This window comes from Pseudomonas sp. GW823-FHT02F05, from assembly GCF_058797315.1.
Genome location: NZ_JBXAJM010000004.1, coordinates 160,965 through 186,687, shown reverse-complemented (window position 1 = coordinate 186,687; position 25,723 = coordinate 160,965). Strand labels below are relative to the sequence as shown.

Sequence of the window (25,723 nt, the reverse complement as noted above, 5' to 3'; positions counted from 1 at the left end):
AGCGGGCGGCGTGATGCTGAACAAATACCCTCTGTGGAAATACGTACTGATCCTGGCGGTGCTGGCGATCGGTTTTATTTATTCCGCTCCCAATCTCTATCCTGATGACCCGGCGATCCAGATCTCTGGCGCCAGCACTTCGCTGCAGGTCAATCAGGCTGATCTGGACCGTGCGAGCAAGGCGCTCAACGACGCGGGCATCCAGGTTAAAGCGGCAACCTTGGCGGCTGGTTCCAAAGGCGGCTTGTTGCGCCTGACCAAGCAAGAAGACCAATTGCCGGCCAAGGATGTCGTACGCAAGGCCATGGGTGACGACTACGTTGTCGCGCTCAACCTGGCCCAGACCACGCCACAATGGCTGCGCAGCATTGGCGCGCACCCGATGAAGCTGGGTCTGGACTTGTCCGGTGGTGTGCACTTCCTGCTGGAAGTCGACATGGACAAGGCTCTGGACGCACGTCTGAAGGTCTACGAAGGCGACGTGAAGAGCCTGCTGCGCAAAGAGAAGCTGCGTTATCGCAGCCTGCCGCAGCTCAACGGCGCTATCCAGCTGGGCTTTGCTGACGAAGCATCCCGCGAACAGGCCCGTGCGCTGATCCGCAAGAACTTCAATGACTTCGACATCGTACCGGCCGACCTCAATGGTCAAGCGGTGCTGCGTCTGGCGATGAGCCCGGCCAAGATCGCTGAAATCCGCGAATACTCCATCAAGCAGAACCTGACCACGGTCCGTAACCGCGTCAACGAGCTGGGTGTCGCCGAGCCGATCGTGCAGCGCCAGGGCGCCAACCGCATCGTGGTTGAGCTGCCAGGCGTACAGGACACCGCTGAAGCCAAGCGTATCCTCGGCAAGACCGCCAACCTGGAGTTCCGTCTCGCGGCAGACCCAGGCGCTACGCGTGCCACTTCCGAAGAATTCGAATTCCGCGAAGGCAACCGCCCTCCAGCGCTGATCGAGCGTGGCTTGATCATCACCGGTGACCAGGTGACCGACGCCAAGGCCGGTTTCGGCGAGCACGGCACACCTGAAGTGAACATCCGCCTGGATGGCCACGGCGGCGAACTGATGAGCCGCGCTACGCGCAGCAACGTCGGTCGCAGCATGGCGGTGATCTTCATCGAGCAACGCCCGGTGACCACCTACACCAAGCAGATGGTCAATGGCGTCGAGAAAGACGTGCCAGTGCAGACCTTCAAGGAAGAGAAGAAGATCATCAGCCTGGCGACCATTCAGTCGCCGCTGGGTGCTCAGTTCCGTATCACTGGCCTGAACGGCCAGGGCGAGTCTTCCGAGCTGGCGTTGCTGCTGCGTGCCGGTGGCCTGGCGGCACCGATGTACTTCGCTGAAGAACGTACCATCGGCCCGAGCCTGGGTGCCGACAACATCACCAAGGGTGTCGACGCGGCGCTGTGGGGTATGTTGTTCGTGTCGCTGTTCATCATCGCCATCTACCGCTTCTTTGGTGTGATCGCCACTGTCGCCCTCGCGGGCAACATGGTGATGCTGCTGGCCTTGATGTCGTTGCTGGGCGCCACACTGACCCTGCCAGGTATCGCCGGTATCGTACTCACCATGGGTATGGCGGTGGACGCCAACGTGCTGATCTTCTCGCGGATTCGTGAAGAGATCGCCGCCGGCATGACCGTACAGCGTGCAATCAACGAAGGCTTCGGCCGGGCATTTACCGCGATCCTCGACTCCAACCTGACCACCTTGTTGGTCGGCGGGATTCTCTTCGCCATGGGCACGGGCCCGGTGAAAGGCTTTGCGGTGACCATGTCCCTCGGGATCTTTACCTCGATGTTCACGGCCATCATGGTGACCCGCGCAATGGTCAACCTGATCTTTGGCGGGCGTGACTTCAAGAAGTTGTGGATTTAAGGGGCTGCCATGTTACGTACAATCAACTTCATGGGCGTTCGCAACGTTGCGTTCGGCGTCACCGTGCTCCTTACCGTTCTGGCGTTGTTCAGCTGGTTCCATAAGGGCCTGAACTACGGCCTGGACTTCACCGGCGGTACGCTCATCGAGCTGACCTACGAGAAGCCGGCCGACGTTACCCTGGTGCGCAGCGAGCTGGTCAAGGCCGGCTATCACGAAGCCGTTGTGCAGAGCTTCGGCGCCACCACAGACCTGCTGGTGCGCATGCCTGGCGAAGACCCGCAACTGGGTCACCAGGTAGCCGAGGCCTTGCAAAAGGTGGGTGGCGACAACCCGGCATCGGTCAAGCGCGTCGAGTTCGTCGGCCCGCAAGTGGGTGAAGAGCTGCGCGACCAGGGCGGCCTCGGCATGCTGATGGCGCTGGTTGGCATCATGATCTACCTGGCTTTCCGCTTTCAGTGGAAGTTCGGTGTCGGCGCCATTGTGTCGCTGATCCACGACGTGGTCGTGACCGTGGGTATCCTGGCCTACTTCCAGATCACCTTCGACCTGACCGTACTGGCGGCTGTGCTGGCGATCATTGGTTACTCGCTCAACGACACCATCGTGGTATTCGACCGGGTTCGTGAGAACTTCCGCGTGCTGCGCAAGGCGACGTTGATCGAGAACATCAACATCTCCACCACCCAGACCCTGCTGCGGACCATGGCGACGTCGATCTCCACCTTGCTGGCGATTGCTGCGCTGATGATCTTTGGTGGCGACAACCTGTGGGGCTTCTCCCTGGCGCTGTTTATCGGCGTGCTGGCGGGTACCTACTCGTCGATCTACATCGCCAACGTGGTGCTGATCTGGCTGAACCTCAACAGCGAAGACTTGATCCCTCCTGCCGCTACCGACAAGGAGGTCGACGACCGTCCTTGATGGGCGTTTGTTGATCCGCTGTTACAAGAAAGGTGCGAGTATTGAACTCGCGCCTTTTTTTTTGCTCCAAGGCTGGGTATAGCGCGGATCTTTCGGTCCGCTTGTGATGGTCAGGAGGTTCATGTGAACAAGTCGTTGCTGGTTGGTGCGGTATTGGGTGCTGTCGGTGTGACTGCCGGAGGCGCTGTTGCCACCTACAGCCTGGTAAAAAGCGGCCCTGAGTATGCGCAAGTACTGGCGGTGCAGCCGGTTAAAACCCAGATCAAAACCCCGCGTGAGGTCTGCAAGGACGTCACCGTGACCCGGCAGCGTCCGGTGCAGGACCAACATCAAATCGCCGGTACTGTGGTGGGTGCCCTTGCGGGTGGCCTGCTGGGCAACCAGATTGGTGGCGGTAACGGTAAGAAGCTGGCCACCGTGGCCGGTGCGGTCGGTGGTGGCTACGCCGGTAACAAGGTTCAGGAAGGTATGCAGAACCGCGATACCTACACCACTACGCAAACACGCTGTAACACCGTTAACGACATCAGTGACAAGGTGGTCGGTTATGACGTGCGTTACAACCTGGATGGCAAGGAAGGTACCGTGCGTATGGAGCGCGACCCTGGCAGCCAGATTCCGGTGGATAAGGAAGGACGTCTGATCCTCGGTCAGAACCAGCAGTAATCCCCACGTCTGGTTTCGATCCAAATGTGGGAGCTGGCTTGTCTGCGATAGCGGTGGGTCAATAACTAATCAGTTGGCTGGCAGCCCGCCATCGCAGGCAAGCCAGCTCCCACATTGGATTGTATTGAGTCAGTTGGAATTGGTTTTTTGCTAAGTCACACGCATAAAAAAAGCACCCCGCGGGGTGCTTTTTTTGTGCTCGCTCGCTTAGCGCTTCAGCGAAGCCGGCAGGTGCGGCTGGATCGCCGTCAGTACTGCCTTGAAGCATTTGGTGTTGCCAGCCACGACGTGGCCTTTCTCCAGGAAGTCATGACCACCGGTGAAGTCGCTCACCAGGCCGCCCGCTTCCTGAATCAGCAGGGCGCCTGCTGCCATGTCCCACTCGGACAGGCCTGACTCCCAGAACGCATCAAAGCGACCGGCGGCGACATACGCCAGGTCCAGGCTGGCTGCACCGGCACGGCGGATGCCGGCGGTCTGGCCAACCAGGGCGCGGAACATGCCCAGGTAGTTCTCCAGATTGTCCATCTGGTCGTCACGGAACGGGAAGCCGGTACCCAGCAGGGCGCCTTCCAGGCTGGTGCGGCCGCTGACACGCAGGCGGCGGCCGTTCAGTTGGGCGCCACGGCCACGGCTGGCGGTGAATTCTTCCTGGCGAACCGGGTCCAGCACAACGGCGTGTTCCAGGCGGCCACGGTATTTGCAGGCGATGCTCACGGCAAAGTGCGGGATGCCGCGCAGGAAGTTGGTGGTGCCATCCAGTGGGTCGATGATCCACAGGTAGTCTTCGCCTTCGCCACTGCCTTTGTGCAGGCCGGTTTCTTCACCGAGGATGCCGTGGGTAGGGTAGGCCTTGCGCAAGGCGTCGATGATTTTCTGTTCGGCGGCGCGATCCACCTCGGATACATAATCCTTGGCGTCTTTTTCGTCGACCTTGATGGTATCCAGGCGCTCGATGGAGCGGAAGATCAATTCACTGGCGCTGCGGGCGGCGCGCAGCGCGATATTCAGCATGGGCTGCATGGATAGGTCACCTAAGGTTGTTAAAGAAAGCCGAGCATTCTAGCAGAAACTTTCTCAAGGTGAAGGACGACGTTCGCTTTCATGGCATAACCTTAGGCGGTTCTGTAAGATTTGCTCCCCTTTCCTGTGTCCGCGAGCGCCTCCCTTGCTGCAAAACATTCGTGTCGTCTTGGTCAATACCAGTCATCCCGGCAACATCGGCGGGGTGGCGCGAGCCATGAAAAACATGGGGCTGACGCGCCTGGTGCTGGTCGAACCGCGGGTATTCCCGCACCACGAGGCTGATGCCCGTGCGTCCGGCGCCAATGACTTGCTTGAAAATGCCCAAGTGGTCGCCACTTTGGAGGACGCCTTGGTCGGCTGCAATCTGGTGCTCGGCACCAGTGCCCGTGATCGTCGTATCCCTTGGCCGCTGCTGGATCCGCGTGAATGCGGCACCAAAGTGGTGGAAGAGGCTGCTGGCGGTGCTGAAATCGCCTTGGTATTCGGCCGTGAAGACTCCGGCCTGACCAACGAAGAGCTGCAGCGATGTCATTACCACGTGCATATTCCCTCAGACCCTGAGTTCAGCTCGCTGAACCTCGGGGCTGCGGTGCAGGTGCTGACTTATGAAGTGCGCATGGCCTGGCTGGCCGCTGCTGGCCAGCCGAGCAAAATGGAAAAGGAAGAGGTTGCCTCGACCAAAAGTGGCGAGTTGGCCACCATGGACGAGCTGGAACGGTTCTATGAGCACCTGGAGCAAACCCTGGTCGCCATCGAATTCCTCGACCCTGAAAAGCCACGGCACTTGATGGCGCGCCTGCGTCGCTTATACGGCCGCAGCTCGGTGAGCCGGGCTGAAATGAACATATTGCGTGGCATCCTCACGGAAACCCAGAAAGCGGCCCGTGGTGAGCTTCTTGAGCGGAAGGATTAAAAATGTTCGAGCGTTTGCGAGAAGATATCCAAAGTGTTTTCCACCGTGACCCGGCGGCGCGCAACGCCTTTGAAGTGCTGACCTGCTACCCGGGCATGCACGCGATCTGGATCCACCGCTTGTCCGGCGCCCTGTGGGGCATGGGCTGGAAGTGGCTGGCGCGGCTGGTATCGAACTTTGGGCGTTGGTTGACCGGTATCGAGATCCATCCGGGTGCCAAGGTAGGTCGTCGGTTCTTTATCGACCACGGCATGGGTATTGTGATTGGCGAGACGGCCGAGATCGGCGATGACGTCACCCTCTATCAAGGTGTGACGCTCGGCGGCACCACCTGGAACAAGGGTAAGCGCCACCCAACGCTGGGCGATGGAGTGGTTGTAGGGGCGGGCGCCAAGGTGCTCGGGCCGTTTACCGTGGGTGCCGGCGCCAAGGTTGGCTCCAACGCGGTAGTGACCAAGGCTGTGCCGCCGGGTGCTACGGTTGTGGGCATTCCAGGCCGCATCATCGTCAAGCCGCAAGTCGGTGATGAGCAAGAGGCCAAGCGCAAGGCGATGGCGGAGAAGATTGGTTTCGATGCCTATGGCGTCAGTGAAGATATGCCCGACCCGGTGGCTCGTGCGATTGGTCAATTGCTTGATCATTTGCAGGCGGTGGACGGCAAGCTGGAGGGTATGTGCGGGGCGCTGAAGGAGTTGGGCAGCCCGTACTGTGCCAAAGACTTGCCTGAACTGCGTGAGGAAGATTTTGCTGAAATCAAGGACGAAGCCGCTACCACCAAGGCAGGCTGAACGCGGCCTCTTGTGGGAGCTGGCTTGCCTGCGATTGCGGTGGGCCAGCAACCTATAAGCAAGCTGATAGACAGCTATCGCAAGTAAGCCAGCCTCCACATTTGATCTCCATTGGCTCGGTGATCTTGCAGCAGGCCTGGTTGCGCTGTTCGATCCCACCCCATCCTGCTATGATTCGCGCGCCCTTTTTACGGGTAATCCTGACTAAAGTACTAGGTCTTATAGTTGACTTAAATACTCGGGAATCGCATACTTGCTCCCATTCTGAAACACCTTGGTACTTGTCCATGAGACTGACTACAAAAGGCCGATACGCGGTGACCGCCATGCTCGACTTGGCCTTGCACGCGCAAACTGGGCCGGTGTCCCTGGCCGATATCTCCGAGCGCCAAGGCATTTCCCTGTCCTATCTCGAGCAGTTGTTCGCCAAATTGCGCCGTAGCAATCTGGTTTCCAGCGTTCGCGGTCCGGGTGGCGGCTATCAGCTGTCCCGCGACATGCAGGGTATTCAGGTGGCCCAGGTGATCGACGCGGTCAACGAATCCGTCGATGCCACCAAATGCCAGGGTTTGGGTGACTGCCATGCCGGCGACACCTGCCTGACACACCACTTGTGGTGTGACTTGAGCCTGCAGATCCATGAGTTTTTGAGTGGTATCAGCTTGGCTGATCTTGTGACTCGCCGTGAGGTGCAAGAAGTAGCCCAGCGTCAGGACCAGCGCCGTTGCAACACCAAGGCGCCGCGTCTGGACAAGATCGAAGCGTCCGCCGTCGAGTGACAGCCGAAGAGCTAACGGCACGCCAGCCAGCCTGATTTAGGAGAAAGTCCATGAAATTGCCGATTTACCTTGATTACTCAGCGACCACCCCGGTTGATCCGCGTGTCGCGCAAAAAATGAGCGAATGCCTGCTGGTCGACGGAAACTTCGGCAACCCGGCCTCCCGTTCCCACGTATTCGGCTGGAAAGCCGAGGAAGCGGTCGAGAACGCTCGTCGCCAGGTCGCTGACCTGGTCAATGCCGACCCGCGCGAAATCGTCTGGACCTCCGGTGCCACCGAGTCCGACAACCTGGCTATCAAGGGCGCGGCGCATTTCTACGCGACCAAAGGCAAACACCTGATCACCACCAAGATTGAGCACAAGGCTGTCCTGGACACCATGCGCCAACTGGAGCGTGAAGGTTTCGAGGTCACCTACCTTGAGCCAACCACCGACGGTATCGTCACCCCGGCGATGATCGAAGCTGCGATGCGTGAAGACACCATCCTGGTTTCGGTGATCCACGTGAACAACGAAATCGGCACGATTAACGACATCGCCGCCATCGGCGAGCTGACCCGCTCCAAGGGTGTGTTGCTGCACGTCGACGCTGCTCAGTCCACCGGCAAGGTCGATATCGACCTGTCCAAGCTGAAAGTCGACCTGATGTCGTTCTCGGCCCACAAGACTTACGGCCCTAAAGGCATCGGCGCGCTGTACGTGAGCCGCAAGCCTCGCGTGCGCATCGAAGCCACCATGCACGGCGGCGGTCACGAGCGCGGCATGCGTTCGGGCACCCTGGCGACCCACCAGATCGTCGGCATGGGCGAAGCTTTCCGTGTAGCCAAGGAAGACATGGCTGCCGAAAACGTGCGCATCAAGGCCCTGAGCGATCGCTTCTACAAGCAGGTCGAAAATCTTGAAGAGTTGTACATCAACGGCAGCATGACCGCCCGTGTACCGCACAACCTGAATTTGAGCTTCAACTACGTTGAAGGCGAGTCGCTGATCATGGCGCTCAAGGACCTGGCGGTATCGTCCGGTTCGGCCTGCACCTCGGCGTCCCTTGAGCCTTCGTACGTACTGCGCGCCCTGGGCCGCAACGACGAACTGGCCCACAGCTCTATCCGCTTTACGTTCGGCCGCTTCACCACTGAAGAGCAAGTCGACTACGCCGCGCAGAAGGTCTGCGAAGCCGTCAACAAGCTACGCGTTCTGTCGCCACTGTGGGACATGTACAAAGACGGTGTCGATATTTCCAAGATCGAGTGGGCGGCACACTAACTATAGAAGCCGCCACCCAAGCTCTGTAGGAACGTGGCGGAAAACGCAGGCGTTTCTACAGGGTTCCAGAGCGGCCCTGATGAGTGAGGATTCAGTACCATGGCTTACAGCGAAAAGGTCATCGACCACTACGAAAACCCGCGCAACGTCGGCAAGATGAACGCGGAAGATCCAGATGTCGGCACCGGCATGGTCGGCGCCCCGGCGTGCGGCGATGTGATGCGCCTGCAGATCAAGGTCAACGATGCTGGCGTTATCGAAGACGCCAAATTCAAGACTTACGGCTGCGGTTCGGCCATCGCATCCAGCTCCCTGGCGACCGAATGGATGAAAGGCAAGACCCTGGATGAGGCTGTCACTATCAGCAACACCCAGCTGGCCGAAGAACTGGCGTTGCCGCCGGTGAAAATCCACTGCTCCGTACTCGCTGAAGATGCCATCAAGGCAGCCGTTCGCGACTACAAGCAGAAGAAAGGCTTGATCTAAGCATTTGGCGACGAGTAAGGAGTCAACGATGGCTATCAGCATGACAGAAGCGGCTGCGCAGCACATTCGCCGCTCCCTGAATGGGCGCGGTAAAGGTGAGGGGATTCGTCTGGGTGTACGCACCACGGGCTGTTCCGGCCTTGCCTACGTGCTGGAGTTTGTCGACGAGGTGGTTGAAGAGGATCAGGTGTTCGAAAGTCACGGCGAGAAAGTGATCATCGACCCCAAGAGCCTGACCTACCTGGACGGCACCGAACTCGATTTCGTCAAGGAAGGGTTGAACGAAGGCTTCAAGTTCAACAACCCTAACGTGCGCGGTGAATGTGGCTGCGGCGAAAGCTTCAACATCTGAGGCTACTCGTGGGTACTCCTTGTCATTTCGCTTTATTCGAGCTGCAGCCGAGCTTTCGGCTGGACCTTGAGCAGCTCGCCACGCGCTACCGTGAATTGGCGCGTGGGGTGCATCCGGACCGCTTCGCTGACGCTTCCGAGCGTGAGCAGCGCTTGGCCCTTGAGCAATCGGCCAGCCTCAACGAAGCCTATCAGACGCTCAAAAGCCCCGCGAAACGCGCGCGTTACCTGCTCGCCCTGAACGGTGGCGAGTTGCCGTTGGAAGTTACGGTGCACGATCCGGACTTCCTCATGCAGCAGATGCAGTGGCGCGAAGAGCTCGAAGACTTGCAGGACGAAGCCGATATAGCCGGTGTTGCGGTCTTCAAGCGTCGTCTGAAAACCGCCCAGGATGAGCTCAACGAAAGCTTCGCAGCCTGTTGGGATGATGCGGCGCAACGCGAACAGGCCGAACGCCTGATGCGGCGCATGCAGTTTCTCGACAAGCTCACCTACGAAGTGCGCCAGCTAGAAGAGCGCCTCGACGATTAACCCAGTGCTGCCCGTGATGCACGCCTGATAGACAGATAAGACCTGATTACCATGGCTCTACTGCAAATCGCCGAACCCGGCCAAAGCCCTCAACCGCACCAGCGTCGCCTGGCGGTCGGGATTGACCTGGGCACCACCAATTCCCTGGTTGCTGCCTTGCGCAGCGGCCTGTCCGAACCGCTGCCCGACGCCGATGGGCAGGTGATCCTGCCGTCTGCCGTGCGTTATCACGCCGACCGCACTGAAGTGGGCGAATCGGCCAAGCTCGCCGCGTCCGCAGACCCCTTGAACACGGTGTTGTCGGTCAAGCGCTTGATGGGTCGTGGGTTGTCCGACGTCAAGCAATTGGGTGACCAACTGCCGTACCGCTTTGTCGGCGGCGAGTCCCATATGCCGTTCATTGACACTGTCCAGGGGCCCAAGAGCCCGGTGGAAGTGTCGGCCGATATCCTCAAGGTGCTGCGCCAGCGTGCGGAAAACACCCTGGGTGGTGAGCTGGTAGGGGCGGTTATCACCGTTCCGGCGTATTTCGATGATGCCCAGCGTCAAGCCACCAAGGATGCGGCGAAACTTGCCGGCCTGAACGTGCTGCGCTTGCTCAACGAGCCGACTGCGGCGGCTGTGGCCTACGGCCTCGATCAGCACGCTGAAGGCCTGGTCGCTATTTATGATCTGGGCGGCGGCACCTTCGATATTTCGATCTTGCGCCTGACCGGCGGTGTGTTTGAAGTGCTCGCGACCGGCGGCGACAGCGCTCTGGGTGGCGATGATTTCGATCACGCCATTGCTGGCTGGATCATCAGCAGTGCCGGCTTGTCGGCCGACCTGGACCCAGGCGCGCAGCGCAACCTGCTGCAAACTGCCTGTGCGGCCAAAGAGGCGCTGACTGACGCTGCTTCTGTTGACGTTTGCTACGGTAACTGGTCGGCGCCACTGACTCGCGAAGCCTTTGATACGCTGATCGAGCCGATGGTTGCCCGCAGCCTCAAAGCCTGCCGTCGTGCTGTGCGTGATTCCGGTATCGAGTTGGAAGACGTTGGCGCAGTGGTCATGGTAGGCGGTTCCACCCGCGTGCCGCGCGTGCGTGAAGCGGTAGCCGAAGCCTTTGGGCGCCAACCACTGACCGAAATCGACCCGGATCAAGTCGTCGCCATCGGCGCTGCCATCCAGGCCGATACCCTGGCTGGTAACAAACGTGATGGCGGCGAATTGCTTTTGCTCGACGTGATCCCGTTGTCCCTGGGCCTGGAAACCATGGGCGGCCTGATGGAGAAGGTGATTCCGCGCAACACCACCATCCCCGTCGCACGTGCCCAAGATTTCACCACCTACAAAGACGGCCAGACAGCCATGATGATTCATGTGCTGCAAGGCGAGCGCGAGCTGATCAGCGACTGCCGTTCCCTGGCGCGTTTTGAGTTGCGTGGCATTCCGGCGATGGTGGCGGGCGCAGCGAAAATTCGCGTGACCTTCCAGGTCGATGCCGATGGCCTGCTCAGTGTCGCTGCGCGCGAACTGGCGTCTGGCGTTGAAGCCAGCATCCAGGTCAAGCCGTCCTACGGCCTCACCGATGGCGAAATCGCCAAGATGCTCGAGGATTCGTTCCAGTATGCCGGTGACGACAAGGTCGCCCGCGTATTGCGCGAGCAGCAAGTGGATGCCCAGCGCCTTCTCGAAGCGGTGCAGGGCGCCCTTGAAGCCGACGGCGAGCGCTTGCTGGATGCCGAAGAACGCATGGTCATTGACCTGCAGATGCAGGAACTGGCCGAACTGATGAAAGGCAACGATGGTTACGCCATCGAGCAACAGACCAAGCGCCTGTCGCAAGTGACTGATGCCTTTGCCGCCCGCCGTATGGATCAGACGGTTAAAGCCGCGCTGGCGGGCCGCAACCTGAATGAAATTGAGGAATAACTGATGCCGCAGGTCACTTTTCTACCGCACGCCGAACATTGCCCTGAGGGCATGGTCGTGGAGGCTGAGACCGGCAAGTCCCTGCTCGACGTCGCCCATGACAACCACATCGAGATCGAAAGTGCCTGTGGCGGCGTCAATGCCTGCACCACCTGTCACTGCATCATTCGTAAAGGTTTCGACAGCCTAAATGAGGCTGACGACCTGGAAGAAGACTATCTTGATCGGGCGTGGGGCCTGGAGCCGACGTCGCGCCTGAGTTGTCAGGCGAAAGTGGGGGCTGAAGACCTCACCGTCGAAATCCCGAAATATTCGCTCAACCATGCAGCCGAAGCGCCGCATTGATTCAAGGAAATGTCATGAGCCTGAAATGGGTTGATGTACAAGAAATCGCTATACAACTTGCTGAAGCTCATCCTGAGGTCAATCCTCTTACCGTGAACTTCGTCAAGCTGCGCGACCTCGTAATGGCACTGCCGGATTTCGACGACATCCCTGACCGGGGTGGCGAAAAGGTCCTTGAGGCGATTCAAGGCCTGTGGATCGAAGAAGCAGACTGAGCCGCCTTTTTACGCAGTTAGGCAATACCCAATAACCCGCGTATAATTCGCGGGTTTAATTTTTCGTAAATTACCGTTTCTGGAGTTACACCATGGCTGTTCAACGTACTTTCTCCATCATCAAGCCTGACGCTGTTGCAAAAAACGTCATCGGCGAGATCACCACTCGTTTCGAAAAAGCCGGCCTGAAGGTTGTAGCTTCGAAACTCAAGCAACTGTCCAAGGCTGAAGCTGAAGGCTTCTACGCTGAGCACAGCGCTCGTGGCTTCTTCGGCGACCTGGTTGCCTTCATGATCTCCGGTCCTGTTGTTGTCCAGGTTCTGGAAGGCGAAAACGCTATCGCTCTGAACCGTGAGCTAATGGGCGCTACCAACCCTAAAGAAGCTGCTGCTGGCACCATCCGTGCTGACTTCGCTGAATCCATCGACGCCAACGCTGTTCACGGCTCGGACTCCGAAGCTGCTGCTGCTCGCGAAATCTCGTACTTTTTCGCTGCTACTGAAGTAACCGCTCGCTAAGCATCGGCTTAAAGAGTGAGGGTGAATCCATGACTACATCGACTGTTAAAACCAACCTGCTGGGTCTGACTCAGCCGGAAATGGAGAAATTCTTCGACTCAATCGGGGAGAAGCGTTTCCGTGCCGGTCAGGTAATGAAGTGGATTCACCACTTTGGCGTCGACGATTTCGACGCCATGACGAACGTCAGCAAGGCCCTGCGCGACAAGCTCAAGGCCATTGCCGAGGTGCGTGGTCCCGAAGTGGTCAGCGAGGACATTTCCAGCGACGGTACCCGCAAGTGGGTAGTGCGCGTGGCGTCCGGTAGCTGTGTCGAGACCGTGTACATTCCCCAGGGCAAACGTGGCACTTTGTGCGTTTCGTCCCAGGCAGGCTGTGCCCTGGACTGCAGTTTCTGCTCCACCGGCAAGCAAGGCTTCAATAGCAACCTCACCGCCGCCGAAGTCATCGGCCAGGTGTGGATTGCCAACAAATCCTTTGGCAGCGTCCCGGCGACCGTCGACCGTGCCATCACCAACGTGGTGATGATGGGCATGGGTGAGCCGCTGCTGAACTTCGACAACGTGATTGCGGCCATGCACCTGATGATGGACGACCTGGGCTACGGCATCTCCAAGCGCCGTGTGACCCTGTCGACCTCCGGCGTGGTACCGATGATCGATGAGCTGGCCAAGCACATCGACGTCTCCCTCGCGTTGTCGCTGCACGCACCTAATGACGCATTGCGTAACCAATTGGTGCCGATCAACAAGAAATATCCGCTTAAGATGCTGCTCGAATCGTGCCAGCGTTATATGGCGACCCTGGGTGAGAAGCGTGTGCTGACCATTGAGTACACCATGCTCAAGGACGTCAACGACAAGCTGGAGCATGCGGTCGAGATGATCGAATTGCTCAAGGACACCCCGTGCAAGATCAACTTGATCCCGTTCAACCCGTTTCCTCATTCTGGCTACGAGCGGCCGAGCAACAACGCCATCCGTCGTTTTCAGGATCAACTGCACCAGGCCGGCTATAACGTCACTGTGCGAACCACTCGTGGTGAAGACATCGATGCCGCGTGTGGCCAATTGGTAGGGCAGGTGATGGACCGCACCCGCCGCAGTGAACGTTATATCGCCGTGCGCGAACTTAACGCCGCTGAAGATTTGCCGCAAATCGCTGTGAATCGAATCTGAGAGAGGATCTCTATGCCCTTGCGCCTTGCGCTGCTTTTACTGTTTACCGGCCTCGTGGCCGGTTGCGTTTCATCGGGTCATGACAGCCCGTTGCGCACTGATAAAGGCCGTGATGAGGCGCGAGTTGCCTATGTGCAACTGGGTTTGGGGTATCTGCGCCAAGGCATGAGCGAGCAGGCCAAGGTGCCGTTGAAGAAGGCCCTTGAGCTGGACGCCGATGATGCCGATGCCAACGCCGCGCTGGCTTTGGTGTTTCAGGCTCAGGCCGAGCCCGAGCTGGCCGACCGCTATTTCCACAAGGCCCTGGCCTCCCGCCCTGCCGATCCGCGGCTGCTGAACAACTACGGCAGTTTCCTGTTCGAGCAGCAACGGTACGACCTGGCGTCACGTTATTTTCAGCAAGCCGCCGCCGATACCCTCTACCCGCAGCGTTCGCGGGTGTTCGAGAACCTCGGTGTGACCTCGATGCGCCTCGGTCAGCGCGACAGCGCTCGCCAGCAGTTGGAAAAAGCCCTGCACCTGAACAGTCGCCAGCCACGGGCATTGCTCGAAATGGCTGAGTTGTCTTACGAAGACAGGCATTATGTGCCAGCACGTGACTATTACGAGCGTTTTAGCCTGCTCAGCGGGCAAAATGCACGTAGTCTATTGCTCGGTGTGCGCCTGGCGACGGTTCATGAAGAACACGACACGGCCGCACGTTTTGGCCAGCAACTCGAACGACTCTATCCCGGTACGCCGGAATATCAGCAATACCTGTCGGAGCAATGATGAAAGCCGCGCACCCGGAAGATGTAGCAGCTAATCGCGTCAACCCAGGCGAAACCTTGCGCCAGGCCCGCGAAAGCAATGGTTGGTCGCTGGCTGAAGTGGCCCTCAAGCTCAATTTGACCAGTACCTCGTTGGCCAATCTGGAAGCCGGCGCGTTCGACAAGCTGCCTGGGCACACTTTTGCCCGCGGCTATATCCGCGCTTATGCAAAATTGCTGGGTATCGACCAGGCCGTGCTGGTCCAGGAGTTCGACCAGTTCACCGGCACCGATGCCCAGGGCAGTAATGTCCATGGGTTGGGGCGCATCGAAGAGCCTACGCGCGTTTCCCATACCATTTTGCGGATTGTCAGCCTCTTGTTGCTGATTGCCGTGGTCGGCGGCGGTTTTGTCTGGTGGCAAGACCAGACCTCCCAGCGCAACAAAGACCTGACCAGCAACGCCATGGAACATGTCGAAGTCGAAAGCGCCGACGGCACCACCCAGATTCACCCCCTGGACGAGCCGGAAGACCAGGCCGTGGTAGAGGGGCAAGCTGCGCCGCAAGCGCCGGCCACTGCCGAACAACCCGCGCCAGACGCCGGCACGACCCCTGCTGCGGTACCGGCTCCGGCTGTTCCGACCGCTCCGGCCGCACCCGTGGCCCAGGCTCCGGCGGTTCCGACGCCTGCACCTGCGACCCCTGCGCCAGCCGCACCCGCAGCGCCGGCGATGTCGCCTCCCACCACCCCGGCATTGATCGCCGGTGATGGGCGCGTACAAATTACCTTCATCGCTGACTGCTGGACGCAGGTCACCGATGGCAACGGCAAAGTGCTGTTTAGCGGTTTGAAGCGTAAGGGAGATACGCTTGACCAGGGCGGCAAGCCTCCTTTGACGCTGCGTCTGGGCTTTGCCCGTGGCGCGCAAGTGGCCTACAACGGCCAGCCTGTAGACGTGGCGCCGTTCACCAGTGGCGAGACTGCTCGCCTCAAGTTGGGACAATAGTCATGCACGGCGAATCTCCAATCAAACGTCGCGTATCGCGCAAGATCTGGGTCGGCTCGGTGCCGGTGGGTGGCGACGCCCCCATTGCAGTGCAGAGCATGACCAACAGTGACACCAACGATGTGGCTGCCACCGTTGCCCAGATCAATCGTCTGGAAGCGGCTGGCGTGGACATCGTACGGGTGTCCGTTCCGGACATGGACGCAGCCGAGGCCTTTGGTCGTATCAAGCAGTTGGTCAAGGTCCCACTGGTTGCCGATATTCACTTCGACTACAAGATCGCGTTGCGCGTGGCCGAACTGGGTGTGGACTGCCTGCGTATCAACCCCGGCAACATCGGGCGTGAAGACCGCGTGCGTGCCGTGGTGGACGCTGCCCGTGATCGCGGTATTCCGATCCGCATCGGCGTCAACGCCGGCTCCCTGGAAAAAGACCTGCAAAAGAAATACGGCGAGCCCACTCCGGCGGCGCTGGTTGAGTCGGCACTGCGCCACGTTGAACACCTTGAACGCCTGAACTTCCAGGACTTCAAGGTCAGCGTAAAGGCCTCGGACGTGTTCATGGCCGTAGAAGCCTATCGCCTGCTGGCCAAGGAAATCGTGCAACCGCTGCACCTGGGTATCACTGAAGCGGGCGGTTTGCGCTCAGGCACAGTGAAATCTGCTGTGGGTCTCGGTATGCTGCTCGCCGAAGGGATTGGCGATACTATCCGCATCTCCCTGGCGGCAGACCCCGTAGAGGAAGTGAAGGTCGGCTACGACATTCTCAAGTCCCTACGTTTGCGTTCCCGTGGTATCAACTTCATCGCCTGCCCGAGCTGCTCGCGGCAGAACTTCGACGTGGTGAAAACCATGAACGACCTGGAGTTGCGCCTGGAAGACCTGCTGGTGCCGCTGGATGTCGCAGTGATCGGTTGTGTGGTCAACGGGCCGGGTGAGGCCAAAGAGGCCCACGTGGGCCTGACGGGTGGCACACCGAACCTGATTTACATCGACGGCAAACCGTCGCAGAAGCTAACGAATGACAATCTGGTGGATGAGCTGGAAAAGCTGATCCGCGAGAAAGCGGCCGAGAAGGTCGCCGCTGACGCAGCGCTGATCGCTCGCGGCTGATTGAACGAATTTAAGGATCTGATGTGAGCAAGTCTCTGCAAGCCATTCGTGGCATGAACGACATCCTGCCGGAGCAGACGCCACTGTGGCGCTACTTCGAAAGCACTGTCGCGCGCCTGCTGGATAACTACGGTTACAAGCAGATCCGCATGCCGATCGTCGAGTTCACCGAGCTGTTCAAGCGCTCCATCGGTGAAGTGACCGACATCGTCGAAAAAGAGATGTACACCTTTGAAGACCGTAACGGCGACTCCCTGACCCTGCGCCCGGAAGGCACTGCCGCGTGCGTTCGCGCCGTACTGGAACATGGCATCACTGGTGGTGGCCAGACCCAGAAGCTGTGGTACATCGGCCCGATGTTCCGCCACGAGCGCCCGCAGAAAGGCCGTTACCGCCAGTTCCACCAGATCGGCTGCGAAGTGTTCAACCTGGACGGGCCGGACATCGACGCCGAGCTGATCGTGCTGACCTGGCGCCTGTGGGGCCAACTGGGCATCCGCGATGCGGTCAAGCTTGAACTCAACAGCCTGGGCACCAGCGAGTCCCGGGGTCGCTATCGCGAAGCCCTGGTCGAGTACCTGTCGGCCCACCTGGACAAGCTGGACGAAGACAGCCAACGCCGTCTGAAAACCAACCCGTTGCGCGTCCTGGATACCAAGAACGCCGACACCCAGGCCGTGCTGGTCGATGCGCCGAAAATGGCTGATTACCTGGACGACGAGTCCCGGGTGCATTTCGAGGGCCTCAAGGCGCGTCTGGATGCAGCCGGTATTCCCTACGTGATCAACCCCAAGCTGGTGCGTGGCCTCGACTACTACAGCAAGACCGTGTTCGAGTGGGTCACCGACAAGCTCGGCGCCCAGGGCACCGTGTGCGCCGGTGGTCGCTACGACGGCCTGGTCGAGCAAATGGGCGGCAAGCCGACCACGGGCGTAGGCTTTGCCATGGGCATCGAGCGGCTGATCCTGCTGCTGGAAACCCTGGAGCAGGTCCCGGAAGAAATTTCCCGTCAGGTGGACGTGTACCTGTGCGCCTTCGGCGAGGCTGCCGAACTGGCGGCCCTGGCCTTGAGCGAAAAAGTACGTGACCAACTGCCCAACCTGCGCCTGCAGATCAATGCCGGCGCTGGTAGCTTCAAGAGCCAGTTCAAGAAGGCCGACAAGAGCGGTGCGCTTTACGCACTGATCCTCGGCGATGACGAGCTGGCCCAGCAAGTGGTAGGTTTCAAACCCCTGCGTGGCCAGGGTGAACAACAGAACATTGCCTTTGATGCGCTCGCTGCGCACTTGGCCACCTGCGTCGTGCAGGGTTGAAGCTGTCGAACAGCCGAATTTAGCGATTAAGGAGTATTGGGGTGTCGAGTACTGATGATGAGCAACTGGCCGAGTTCAAGGACTGGTGGCAGCGTAACGGCAAGCCCCTGGTCACTGGCGGCCTGCTGGCTTTAGTGGTGGTGTTCGGCTGGCAAGCCTGGACCAAGTATCAGGCCAACCAATCCCAGGGCGCTTCGATCGTTTATCAGCAATTGCTGGAAACTACCCTGACGCCGGACGGCAAGCCTGACCCTGCGCAGGTGGCAGACCTGGCCGGCAAGCTGAAAAACGAATTCGGCGGTAGCACCTACGCCCAATACGGCAGCCTGTTCGTCGCTAAAGTCGCGGTCGATACCGGCAAGCTGGATGACGCCGCCACCGAGCTGAAGGCCATTGCCGACAAGCCGACCAACCCGACCCTGGGTGAAATCGCACGTCAGCGCCTGGCACAGGTATTGGCGGCGCAGAACAAGGCTGACGAAGCACTCAAACTGCTCGACGGCGATGCTGACAAGGCATTCGTGGCCACTCGCGAAGAGCTCAAGGGCGACCTGTTGGTCCAATTGGGTCGTACCGACGAAGCCCATGCTGCGTACCAAAAAGCCAAGGCGGCGCTGTCTGATGAAGCGGCGGTCGGTGGCTTACAAATCAAGCTCGACGACTTGGCCAAAGGGGATGCGTGACGTGATCCGTTGGAAACATGCAGCATTGCTGGCTCTGGCCGTTTTGGCCGCGGGTTGCAGCAGCAACAGCAAAAAAGAACTGCCTCCTGCCGAGCTGACCAGCTTCAAGGAGGAAGTGGTCCTGCAAAAACAATGGAGCCAATCCATTGGTGATGGGCAGGGCGACCTCTACAACCTGTTGCAGCCGGCGATTGACGGCGACAACATCGTGGCTACTGATTCCACTGGCGTTGTGGTTGCCATGGATCGCATGAACGGCGATGTCAAGTGGAAGAAAGACCTCGAACTGCCGGTTTCCGGCGGTGTGGGCGTCGGCTACGGCATGGTGCTGATCGGTACCCTCAAGGGTGACGTGGTCGCGCTGGACTCCAGCACCGGTGAAGAGAAGTGGCGCGCTCGCGTGACCAGTGAAGTGCTCTCGGCGCCGGCTACCAACGGCGATATCGTCGTGGTGCAAACCCAGGACGACCGCGTGATCGGCCTGGATGCCTCCACCGGGGACCAACGCTGGTTGTACGACAGCACCCCTGCGGTGTTGACCCTGCGCGGTACCAGTGGTCCGATTGTGACCAACAACCTGGCCGTTGCTGGCCTGTCGACCGGTAAAGTGGTTGCCCTGAATACCCAGAACGGCGTGCCGGCCTGGGAAACTCGTGTGGCCATCCCGCAAGGTCGTTCCGAACTGGATCGCGTTGTAGACATCGACGGCGGCTTGCTGCTGTCGGGTGAAACCCTTTACGTTGCCACCTACCAGGGTCGTGTTGCCGCACTGGACCTGCAAAGCGGTCGCATCAACTGGCAGCGTGATGCCTCCAGCTATGCGGGTGTCGCCCAAGGGTTTGGCAGCGTCTATGTGAGCCTGGCATCCGGCACCGTTGAAAGTGTCGATGAGCGTTCCACCACTGCACTGTGGAGCAATGACTCCCTGGCTCGCCGTCAACTGTCGGCACCGGAAGTCTTCTCCAGCTACGTCGCGGTCGGTGACTTTGAAGGCTACCTGCACCTGCTGAGCCAGGTGGACGGTCGTTTTGTTGGTCGCCAGCGTATCGACAGCGACGGCCTGCGTGCGCGTCCGCTGGTGGTGGGTAACATGCTTTATGTGTATGGCAACGGCGGCAAGCTGGAAGCCCTGACCATCAAGTAAAGGTTTGACTATGCTTGGGGTAACCCCCAGGCGGCCCTGCTTCAATACCGGTTGCTGTAGGAGCGAGCTTGCTCGCGAAGGACGTCAACGATAACGCGGGTTTTCTGCATAAACGCGTTGTTCTCGGGTTTTTCGCGAGCAAGCTCGCTCCTACAGTGGCGGGGGCGGAAGTAGGGCATGTGGCATTTTAAATGCTGCCCCGAGCACCAGCCGCTGCCCTGCAGCGGCTTTTGTATTTTCTGAAATAACGAAGTGGAGAGCCGCATGGTTCCCGTAATCGCCCTGGTGGGCCGACCTAACGTCGGCAAGTCCACCTTGTTCAACCGCCTGACCAGGACTCGCGACGCCATTGTCGGCGACTTGTCCGGTCTGACCCGTGATCGCCAATACGGTGAGGCAAAGTGGCAAGGGCGCTCCTACATTATTGTCGACACCGGTGGTATCTCCGGTGACGAGCATGGCATGGACGAAAAGATGGCCGAGCAGTCGTTGCTCGCTATCGAAGAAGCCGATGTGGTGCTGTTCCTGGTGGACGCCCGTGCGGGCTATACCGCCGCTGACCAGATGATTGGCGAGCACCTGCGCAAGCGCAACAAGCGTTCCTATCTGGTCGCCAACAAGATCGACAACATCGATCCTGAGGCCGCCCGTGCCGAATTCAGCCCGATGGGCCTGGGCGATGCGATTCCGGTCGCCGGTGCTCACGGCCGCGGCATCACCCAGATGCTGGAAATCGCCCTGCGCGACTTCCCAAAGGATGATGTCGAGGAAGAAGAGGGCGAGGAAGAGATCGTCGCTGAAGGCGAGGAAGCCAAGCGCATTCCTGGCCCGAGCGAAAAAGACGGTATCAAGATCGCTATCATCGGCCGCCCGAACGTCGGCAAGTCGACTCTGGTCAACCGTATGCTCGGTGAAGACCGCGTTATCGTCTACGACCAACCCGGTACCACCCGCGACAGCATCTACATCCCGTTCGAACGCAACGAGGAAAAGTACACGCTGATCGACACCGCCGGTGTGCGCAAGCGCGGCAAGATCCACGAAGAAGTTGAAAAGTTCTCCGTGGTCAAAACACTGCAGGCGATCAAAGACGCCAACGTGGTGATCTTCGTGATGGACGCCCGCGAAGGCGTGGTGGACCACGACCTCAACTTGCTGGGCTTTGCCCTGGAAGCCGGTCGTGCCCTGGTCATCGCGATCAACAAGTGGGACGGCATGACACCGAGCGAGCGTGATTTCGTCAAGATCGAGCTGCAACGTCGGCTGTTCTTCGTCGAGTTCGCCGATATCCACTTTATCTCGGCACTGCACGGCACTGGCGTGGGCAACCTCTACGCGTCCGTACAGAACTCGTTCAAGTCCGCGGTTACCCGCTGGCCGACCAACCGCCTGACCCAGATCCTGGAAGATGCGGTCGGCGAGCACGCGCCGCCGATGGTCAACAACCGCCGGATCAAACTGCGTTACGCCCACTTGGGTGGTGCCAACCCGCCGATTATCGTGATCCACGGTAACCAGATCGAGAAGGTGCCCAAGTCCTATGTGCGTTACCTGGAAAACACCTACCGCCGTGTCTTGAAACTGGTCGGTACGCCGATCCGTATCGAGTTCAAGGGTGGCGAGAACCCATACGAAGGCAACAAGAACACACTGACTGACCGTCAGGTGAACAAGAAGCGTCGTTTGATGACTCACCACAAGAAGGCCGACAAGAAGCGCCGTGATAAAAAATAACGGCAGTTTCGAGTTGTAAGCTACAAGCTGCAAGAGAGGGCTCCTTTGGAGCCCTTTTTTGTGCCTGGCGGTTTGCCCCTTGACCTGCTCGCAGCTTGCAGCTTAAAACTTGCAGCTCACCCGAAGGGGGCTCCCATGATCACCAGTAAGCTGCCAAACGTCGGCACGACCATTTTCACCACCATGTCGCAACTCGCCGCCGAAACCGGCGCGCTCAATCTGTCCCAGGGTTTTCCCGATTTCAATGGTCCGCAGGGTTTGCTCGATGCAGTGGGTAAGCACATCGCCCTCGGTCATAACCAGTACGCCCCCATGACAGGCCTGCCGGTGCTGCGTCAGCAAGTGGCGGCCAAGATCGCCCGCAGCTATGGCGTCACGGTGAATGCCGACACTGAAGTGACCATCACGCCAGGCGCCACCGAGGCGATTTTTTGCGCCATTCAGGCGGTGATTCGCAGCGGTGATGAAGTCATCGTGTTCGACCCCAGCTATGACAGCTACGAGCCTTCGGTTGAACTGGCCGGTGGCCGCTGCGTGCATGTGCAACTGAGCCTGCAAGGCTTCGCCCTGGACTTCGAGAAACTCAAGGCTGCGCTTTCACCGCGTACGCGCATGATCATCCTCAATAGCCCGCACAACCCCACCGGTGCATTGATCAGCCGTGTCGAGCTGGACCAGTTGGCCGAACTGATCCGCGACCGCGATATCTACCTGGTCAGCGATGAGGTCTACGAGCACCTGGTATTCGACGGTGTGCCCCACGTCAGCCTATTGGCCCATCAGGAACTGTATCAGCGCGCATTCGTGGTCAGCTCATTCGGCAACACCTATCACGTCACAGGCTGGAAGACCGGCTACGTGGTCGCGCCACCGGCCCTCAGCGCCGAACTGCGCAAGGTGCATCAATATGTCAACTTCTGCGGCGTCACCCCTTTGCAGTACGCTTTGGCGGACTTCATGGCCGAACACCCGGAACATGTCGAAGAACTGCCGGCCTTCTATCAGGCCAAGCGGGACCTTTTCTGCGACCTGTTGGCGCCATCGCGCTTGAGCTTTACCCGGGTGACCGGCACTTACTTCCAACTGGTGGATTACTCGCAGATACGCCCAGACCTGGATGACGTCGCCATGTCCCTGTGGATGACCCGCGAACATGGCGTGGCGACCATTCCGGTTTCGGTGTTCTACCAGCACCCACCCCAAGGCCAGCGCCTGGTGCGCCTGTGCTTTGCCAAACGCGAGGAGACGTTGCGACAAGCGGCGGAAAAACTATGCGTGATCTGAGTGTACTGCCCAATCTGAACATTGCCCTGGTGCAGACGAGCCTGGCCTGGCATGACCGGCATGCCAATTTCGAACACTTCGAGTTGCTGCTGGAGCAGGCCAAAGGCGCCGACTTGATCGTGCTGCCAGAGATGTTCACCACCGGTTTTTCGATGGAATCAGAAGCTCTCGCCGAGCCGGAAAACGGCCCCACCCATCATTGGCTCCAGGCCCAGGCGGCAAAGTATCAGGCCGTGATTACCGGCAGTGTGATCATCCAGGCCGCCGATGGCAGCCACCGCAACCGTCTGCTGTGGGCGCGGCCGGATGGTGAGGTGTTGCATTACGACAAGCGCCACCTGTTCCGCATGGCCGGTGAACATGACCATTACACCCCAGGTGAACGTCAGGTGCAGTTCGAGTTGAAGGGTTGGCGCATTCGCCCGCTGATCTGCTATGACCTGCGCTTCCCGGTGTGGAGCCGCGACGCCCAGGATACGGACCTGCTGCTGTACACCGCCAACTGGCCGGGCGCTCGGCGTCAGCATTGGAATCGGCTGTTGCCGGCGCGGGCCATTGAGAACCTGTGTTACGTGGCGGCGGTGAACCGGGTGGGCACCGACGGCAAGGGGTTTGCCTACACCGGCGATAGCCAGGTGTTGGATTTCCAGGGTGAAACCTTGCTGAGTGCAGGGGAAGCGGACGGGGTGTTCCAGGTGATCCTGGATGCGGCGGAGCTGGCGGCTTACCGTACACGATTCCCGGCGAATCTGGATGCCGATAGCTTTCAGTTAGTCTAAGGCTCTTAGATTGTTCCCACGCTCTGCGTGGGAACGCCTCTTGGGACGCTCTGCGTACCGCTTCTAAGGGCGGACGCAGAGCGTCCAGGGCTGCATTCCCACGCAGAGCGTGGGAACGATCAGGCCCCTGGATTCTCACCCAGGGGCCTTTTGCATTTCAGCAGTCGGTTACGCCGCTTTGGCTTCCAACTGGCTCAACGAACGGTTCAGCGCACTGAACAGCGCCTTGAAGCTGGCGGTAGTGATGTTTTCATCGATCCCCACACCATGCACCGGGCGCTCGCCGTTCACGCGCAGTTCAATGTAGGCTGCGGCCTTGGCATTGGTGCCCGCGCCGATGGCGTGTTCGTTGTAGTCCATGATCTCCACGCCAATCGGCAGGCCAGCCACCAAGGCTTCCAGCGCGCCGTTGCCTTTGCCTTTCCAGTGCAGGTTGGTTTCGCCCTGACCCTTGCCGGAAACTTCGACCTCGACAAAGCTGTTGCCGTTTTCTTCCTGCAAGCGATGGCTGACCAACGCATACGGCGTGTTGGCTTGCAGGTATTCACGCTGCAGCAAGGCGTAGATCTGTGGCGCGGTCATCTCCAGGCCCACGCGGTCGGTTTCGGCCTGCACCACCTGGCTGAACTCGATCTGCATGCGACGCGGCAAGCTGATGTCGTATTCCTGCTCCAGCAGGTAGGCGATACCGCCTTTGCCCGACTGGCTGTTCACGCGGATCACCGCCTCGTAGCTGCGGCCAATATCGGCCGGGTCGATCGGCAAGTACGGCACTTCCCACAGCGCATCGTCTTTCTGCTGCGAGAAGCCTTTGCGGATCGCGTCCTGGTGTGAACCGGAGAACGCGGTGTGTACCAGGTCGCCCACATAGGGGTGGCGTGGGTGCACCTGGATCTGGTTGCATTCCTCGACCACTTTGCGCACGCCGTCAATGTCCGAGAAGTCCAACTGCGGGTCCAGGCCCTGGGTGTACATGTTCAGCGCCACGGTGACCAAATCGACGTTACCGGTGCGCTCGCCGTTGCCAAACAGGCAGCCTTCCACACGGTCGGCGCCGGCCATCAGGCCCAACTCGGTGGCCGCCACGCCAGTGCCACGGTCGTTGTGGGTGTGCAGGCTGATAATCACGCTGTCGCGACGGTTGATATGGCGACCGAACCACTCGATCTGGTCGGCATAGATATTCGGCGTGGCGCACTCGACGGTGGCTGGCAGGTTGAGGATCATCTTGTGCTCAGGCGTCGGGTTCCACACCTCGATCACCGCATCGCAGACTTCCTTGGCGAACTCCAGCTCAGTGGCGCTGAAGGTCTCTGGGGAATATTCGAAGGTCCACTGGGTTTCCGGCTGCTGGGCGGCGTATTTGACGAACAGCTTGGCGGCGTTGACCGCGATGGCCTTGATGCCGTCCTTGTCCTGGTTGAACACGATGCGGCGGAACGACGGCGAGGTGGCATTGTACAAGTGCACAATGGCTTTCTTCGCGCCGCGCAGGGATTCGAAGGTGCGTGCGATCAAGTCTTCACGGCCCTGGGTCAGCACCTGGATGGTGGTGTCCTCGGGGATGTGGTTGTCTTCGATCAGGGTGCGCACGAAGTCGAAGTCGGTTTGCGACGCGGCCGGGAACGAGGCTTCGATTTCCTTCACGCCAACGGCCACCAGGGTCTTCCAGAAGCGCAGCTTTTTCACCGCGTCCATCGGCTCGATCAGCGACTGGTTGCCATCACGCAGGTCGGAGCTGCACCAGATAGGCGCTTGGGTGATGGTCTTCGACGGCCAGGTACGGTCCGGGATGTCGATGGTGGGGAACGCGCGGTATTTCGAAGACGGGTCTTTGAGCATGCTCATCGGAAAATCCTTGGTTGTAGGGGCCGAGAAAAGGCGGCCTGCCGTGGAACTGTTATTGGGGATAAAACTGAGGGCGAGGCAGATCGATTCAGCCTGGCAGTCGTGCGCTGACAAGGCACAGGCTGCGGTGCTGGCGGAGCTGAATGAGGGTGTGAGAGGTTTTCATAAGCCCAACCCTAACCGTGGCCAAGTGAGATGGCAAGGTGGTCAGCAAAAATTGATAGATTTTCTGTGTAAAACAAACTTTATGAATATTTATTGCTAATACTATCTTGTTTTCTTCACATT

At 59.4% G+C, this 25,723-nt stretch carries 27 protein-coding genes; 25 read left to right on the top strand and 2 right to left on the bottom strand.

Translation table 11 applies throughout. From position 1 onward, the window contains the following. Window positions 1-13 precede the first annotated feature (13 nt). From secD to AC1RAC_RS07535, 3 genes are all read left to right on the top strand, one after another. A complete protein-coding gene (gene secD / locus AC1RAC_RS07545) occupies window positions 14-1,882 on the top strand; it encodes a protein translocase subunit SecD (RefSeq protein WP_003194025.1) in 1,869 nt (622 codons plus the stop codon). A 9-nt stretch (window positions 1,883-1,891) separates the two neighbouring features. Further along, a complete protein-coding gene (gene secF / locus AC1RAC_RS07540) occupies window positions 1,892-2,806 on the top strand; it encodes a protein translocase subunit SecF (protein ID WP_003194024.1) in 915 nt (304 codons plus the stop codon). A 123-nt stretch (window positions 2,807-2,929) separates the two neighbouring features. Beyond that, window positions 2,930-3,472 carry a glycine zipper 2TM domain-containing protein gene (locus AC1RAC_RS07535; RefSeq protein WP_003194023.1) on the top strand — a complete coding sequence of 181 codons (543 nt, stop codon included), beginning with the start codon at window positions 2,930-2,932 and terminating at the stop codon, window positions 3,470-3,472. Between the two features lie 207 nt (window positions 3,473-3,679). Here the strand turns inward: AC1RAC_RS07535 and suhB are convergent, their stop codons facing one another. Further along, a complete protein-coding gene (suhB, locus tag AC1RAC_RS07530; protein WP_005791195.1) occupies window positions 3,680-4,495 on the bottom strand; it encodes a type III secretion system regulator SuhB in 816 nt (271 codons plus the stop codon). 145 nt (window positions 4,496-4,640) lie between these two features. On the opposite strand from suhB, the gene trmJ reads away from it, so the two are divergent. From trmJ to AC1RAC_RS07425, 21 genes are all read left to right on the top strand, one after another. Next, window positions 4,641-5,411 (top strand): tRNA (cytosine(32)/uridine(32)-2'-O)-methyltransferase TrmJ, encoded by a 771-nt coding sequence (trmJ, locus tag AC1RAC_RS07525; RefSeq protein ID WP_034128029.1) that lies wholly within the window; start codon window positions 4,641-4,643, stop codon window positions 5,409-5,411. 2 nt (window positions 5,412-5,413) lie between these two features. Next, a complete protein-coding gene (gene cysE, locus AC1RAC_RS07520) occupies window positions 5,414-6,199 on the top strand; it encodes a serine O-acetyltransferase (protein WP_034128028.1) in 786 nt (261 codons plus the stop codon). Window positions 6,200-6,486: 287 nt separating this feature from the next. Next, window positions 6,487-6,978 carry a Fe-S cluster assembly transcriptional regulator IscR gene (gene iscR, locus AC1RAC_RS07515; protein ID WP_003194020.1) on the top strand — a complete coding sequence of 164 codons (492 nt, stop codon included), beginning with the start codon at window positions 6,487-6,489 and terminating at the stop codon, window positions 6,976-6,978. Between the two features lie 50 nt (window positions 6,979-7,028). Further along, window positions 7,029-8,243, top strand: a complete 1,215-nt coding sequence (locus AC1RAC_RS07510; protein ID WP_003194019.1) for an IscS subfamily cysteine desulfurase — start codon at window positions 7,029-7,031, stop codon at window positions 8,241-8,243. A 99-nt stretch (window positions 8,244-8,342) separates the two neighbouring features. Next, window positions 8,343-8,729: a Fe-S cluster assembly scaffold IscU gene (iscU, locus tag AC1RAC_RS07505; protein WP_003175965.1), complete on the top strand. Its 387-nt coding sequence runs from the start codon at window positions 8,343-8,345 to the stop codon at window positions 8,727-8,729. A gap of 28 nt (window positions 8,730-8,757) precedes the next feature. After that, entirely contained in the window at window positions 8,758-9,081 is a 324-nt protein-coding gene (iscA, locus tag AC1RAC_RS07500; RefSeq protein ID WP_003209680.1) for an iron-sulfur cluster assembly protein IscA, read from the top strand. Between the two features lie 8 nt (window positions 9,082-9,089). Beyond that, on the top strand, window positions 9,090-9,611 hold the full coding sequence (gene hscB / locus AC1RAC_RS07495; RefSeq protein ID WP_034128027.1) for a co-chaperone HscB: 522 nt from the start codon (window positions 9,090-9,092) through the stop codon (window positions 9,609-9,611). Window positions 9,612-9,662: 51 nt separating this feature from the next. Next, the gene (gene hscA / locus AC1RAC_RS07490; RefSeq protein ID WP_492616466.1) at window positions 9,663-11,525 is read left to right on the top strand and encodes a Fe-S protein assembly chaperone HscA; all 1,863 of its coding nucleotides are present in this window, start codon (window positions 9,663-9,665) and stop codon (window positions 11,523-11,525) included. Between the two features lie 3 nt (window positions 11,526-11,528). Further along, complete coding sequence (fdx, locus tag AC1RAC_RS07485) at window positions 11,529-11,870, top strand: ISC system 2Fe-2S type ferredoxin (protein ID WP_200584136.1); 342 nt, start codon at window positions 11,529-11,531, stop codon at window positions 11,868-11,870. Window positions 11,871-11,884: 14 nt separating this feature from the next. Next, window positions 11,885-12,085: a Fe-S cluster assembly protein IscX gene (gene iscX / locus AC1RAC_RS07480; protein ID WP_034128025.1), complete on the top strand. Its 201-nt coding sequence runs from the start codon at window positions 11,885-11,887 to the stop codon at window positions 12,083-12,085. 92 nt (window positions 12,086-12,177) lie between these two features. Then, complete coding sequence (gene ndk, locus AC1RAC_RS07475) at window positions 12,178-12,603, top strand: nucleoside-diphosphate kinase (protein ID WP_003175956.1); 426 nt, start codon at window positions 12,178-12,180, stop codon at window positions 12,601-12,603. Window positions 12,604-12,632: 29 nt separating this feature from the next. Then, window positions 12,633-13,781: a dual-specificity RNA methyltransferase RlmN gene (rlmN, locus tag AC1RAC_RS07470; RefSeq protein WP_003194014.1), complete on the top strand. Its 1,149-nt coding sequence runs from the start codon at window positions 12,633-12,635 to the stop codon at window positions 13,779-13,781. A gap of 12 nt (window positions 13,782-13,793) precedes the next feature. Continuing rightward, window positions 13,794-14,552, top strand: a complete 759-nt coding sequence (gene pilW, locus AC1RAC_RS07465; protein ID WP_034128024.1) for a type IV pilus biogenesis/stability protein PilW — start codon at window positions 13,794-13,796, stop codon at window positions 14,550-14,552. Then, entirely contained in the window at window positions 14,552-15,538 is a 987-nt protein-coding gene (locus AC1RAC_RS07460; RefSeq protein ID WP_198791541.1) for a RodZ domain-containing protein, read from the top strand. Before pilW ends, AC1RAC_RS07460 begins: the two co-directional genes overlap by 1 nt. 2 nt (window positions 15,539-15,540) lie before the next feature. Next, window positions 15,541-16,650: a flavodoxin-dependent (E)-4-hydroxy-3-methylbut-2-enyl-diphosphate synthase gene (gene ispG, locus AC1RAC_RS07455; RefSeq protein ID WP_003175952.1), complete on the top strand. Its 1,110-nt coding sequence runs from the start codon at window positions 15,541-15,543 to the stop codon at window positions 16,648-16,650. A gap of 23 nt (window positions 16,651-16,673) precedes the next feature. Further along, on the top strand, window positions 16,674-17,963 hold the full coding sequence (hisS, locus tag AC1RAC_RS07450) for a histidine--tRNA ligase (RefSeq protein WP_034128022.1): 1,290 nt from the start codon (window positions 16,674-16,676) through the stop codon (window positions 17,961-17,963). Between the two features lie 41 nt (window positions 17,964-18,004). After that, window positions 18,005-18,646: a YfgM family protein gene (locus AC1RAC_RS07445; RefSeq protein WP_003194010.1), complete on the top strand. Its 642-nt coding sequence runs from the start codon at window positions 18,005-18,007 to the stop codon at window positions 18,644-18,646. Then, window positions 18,639-19,790 (top strand): outer membrane protein assembly factor BamB, encoded by a 1,152-nt coding sequence (gene bamB, locus AC1RAC_RS07440; RefSeq protein WP_032903676.1) that lies wholly within the window; start codon window positions 18,639-18,641, stop codon window positions 19,788-19,790. Before AC1RAC_RS07445 ends, bamB begins: the two co-directional genes overlap by 8 nt. A gap of 264 nt (window positions 19,791-20,054) precedes the next feature. After that, complete coding sequence (gene der, locus AC1RAC_RS07435; RefSeq protein WP_016977675.1) at window positions 20,055-21,524, top strand: ribosome biogenesis GTPase Der; 1,470 nt, start codon at window positions 20,055-20,057, stop codon at window positions 21,522-21,524. Window positions 21,525-21,659: 135 nt separating this feature from the next. Continuing rightward, window positions 21,660-22,808 (top strand): pyridoxal phosphate-dependent aminotransferase, encoded by a 1,149-nt coding sequence (locus tag AC1RAC_RS07430; protein WP_492616465.1) that lies wholly within the window; start codon window positions 21,660-21,662, stop codon window positions 22,806-22,808. Beyond that, entirely contained in the window at window positions 22,796-23,587 is a 792-nt protein-coding gene (locus AC1RAC_RS07425) for an amidohydrolase (protein ID WP_054897810.1), read from the top strand. The genes AC1RAC_RS07430 and AC1RAC_RS07425 overlap by 13 nt, the downstream gene beginning before the upstream one ends. 168 nt (window positions 23,588-23,755) lie before the next feature. Here the strand turns inward: AC1RAC_RS07425 and leuA are convergent, their stop codons facing one another. Further along, window positions 23,756-25,435: a 2-isopropylmalate synthase gene (gene leuA, locus AC1RAC_RS07420; RefSeq protein WP_014719812.1), complete on the bottom strand. Its 1,680-nt coding sequence runs from the start codon at window positions 25,433-25,435 to the stop codon at window positions 23,756-23,758. A 43-nt stretch (window positions 25,436-25,478) separates the two neighbouring features. Between leuA and AC1RAC_RS07415 the strand changes: the two genes are divergently transcribed. Beyond that, window positions 25,479-25,700 (top strand): hypothetical protein, encoded by a 222-nt coding sequence (locus AC1RAC_RS07415; protein WP_325168307.1) that lies wholly within the window; start codon window positions 25,479-25,481, stop codon window positions 25,698-25,700. Window positions 25,701-25,723: the final 23 nt, after the last annotated feature.